The sequence below is a fragment of the Janthinobacterium sp. GW456P genome, assembly GCF_002127655.1.
GTDB lineage: Bacteria > Pseudomonadota > Gammaproteobacteria > Burkholderiales > Burkholderiaceae_D > Janthinobacterium.
The window spans coordinates 1-1,926 of the sequence record NZ_NEHB01000064.1; the positions used below are offsets into that span (position 1 = coordinate 1).

At 71.7% G+C, this 1,926-nt stretch carries 1 pseudogene; it reads left to right on the top strand.

Annotated features, from left to right (window positions below):
* A pseudogene (locus CBW66_RS28155) lies at nt 1-1,926 on the top strand (hypothetical protein); the annotation flags it as partial.

Below are 1,926 nucleotides of genomic sequence, written 5' to 3' on the forward strand. Positions count from 1 at the left end.
CGCCCGGCGCCAGCCGCGACGGCCTGGGCGCCTGGATGTTGCGGGCCGTGCGCGTGTACCGCTGCGGCGCCGCCGCCATGACGGCGCTGGCGGCGGCGGGCGCCTTCCAGGACCGCCAGCTGGAACAACGGCTGGGCCTGTACCGCTGCGGCATCGAGGCGGGCGGCATGACGGCCGTCGCCAGCCTGCCCGCCGGGCCGGAGCCGGTGCTGCTGCTGTTGCACGGCACGGCTTCATCGACCCAGCGCAGCTTTGCCGGCCTGTGGCGCAACGGCCTGGCGCCGCAACTGGCGGCGCAATACGGCAACCGCATCTACGGCTATGAACACCGCAGCCTCAGCGACAGCCCCATCGAGAACGCGCTGGCCCTCGTGCGCCAGTTGCAGCACGGCGCCGTGCTGCACCTGCTGACCCATTCGCGCGGCGGCCTGGTAGGCGAATTGCTGGCGCGCGCGCAGCGCATCGACAGCCGCGGCGCCGTCGACCTGGCCGGCGACGGCCTGGAGCGATTGAGCGAAAACACGGTGGGCGGCGAAGCGTTCAACAGCCACGATATCGACCACTACACGGCACAGGCGCGGCTGGGCGGACGCGGCGGCTACGACGCGGATGCGGCGCGCCTGCGCGAATTGAGCGTGGAACTCAAAACACGCGCCATCCGCATCGCCCGTTTCGTGCGCGTGGCTTGCCCGTCGCGCGGCACCACCCTGATGTCGGGCCGTCTCGACCGCTGGGCCAGCGTAATGTTCAACCTGCTGCTGCACGGCGGCGTGCCCGATGGCGCCATGGCCTTCCTGCTGGCCGTGGTGCAGCAGCGCTGCGACGCGCGCATCCTGCCGGGACTGGAAGCGATGATGCCCGATTCTCCCCTGGTGGCGCTGCTCAACGCGCCCGACGTGCGCGTGGCCAGCCCGCTGCACGTGCTGGCCGGCGCATGCAGCGGCGATGGCCTGCTGGGCTGGCTGGGCGACTGCCTCGGCGACCAGCTGTATGGCGGGCAGAACGACCTGGTGGTCAATTGCGCCTCGATGGCCGGCGGCGCCACGCGCAGCACGCCCGTGCGGCAACTGCTGCTGCGCGGACCGCACACGCACCACCTGAACTACTTCGAGCGCGCGCCATCGAGCCAGGCCGCCGTGCAGGCGCTTACCGGCGACGAGAGCGCTTACCAGCCGCTGCCCGGCATCGAGCACGGCCCGCTGGCGCGCGGCGGCGAAGTGCCGAAACGGCGGGCGCATGCGCCCATCGTGCTGCTGCTGCCCGACATCATGGGCAGCCACCTGCAAGTGGGCAGCAACCGCATCTGGTTCGACCCCGTCAACCTGGTCGAAGGGCGCATCGAACGCCTGGCCGTGGGCCAGCCGCACATCGTCAGCGCCGGCTGGATCGAGTCCTGCTATGAACCGTTCGCCCGCTTTCTCGCCCAAAGCCAGGAGGTACGGCCCTTTACCTATGACTGGCGCTTGTCGCTGCAAGAGTCGTGCCGCGCCTTCCTGCCCGTGCTCGACGAGGCCATGCGCGACGCCGAACAGCGCGGACAACCGCTGCGCATCGTTGCCCACGGCATGGGCGGACTGGTGGCGCGCCTGGCCCTGAAGGACCGCTGGCAGCGCTTCGGCGCCCTGCCCGGCAGCCGATTGCTGCAGGTGGGCACGGCCAACCGTGGCACGCAGGCGATGGTGCAAGTGCTGCTGGGGCGCGACCGGCTGGTGCAGATGCTGGCCTGCTGGATCGGCTGGAAGCACACGCGGCGCCAGTTTCTCGGCTTCGTGCGCGCCTTTCCCGGCGTGCTCGACATGCTGCCGTGGCCGCAGGCGGGCGCCATCGATTATTTCGACGCCGGCGCCTGGGCGCAGCTGGCCGCCGGCGACGCGCAAGCGGGCCTGCCCGGCGGCTGGCAGACGCCCGAGGCGCCGGCGCTGGCCG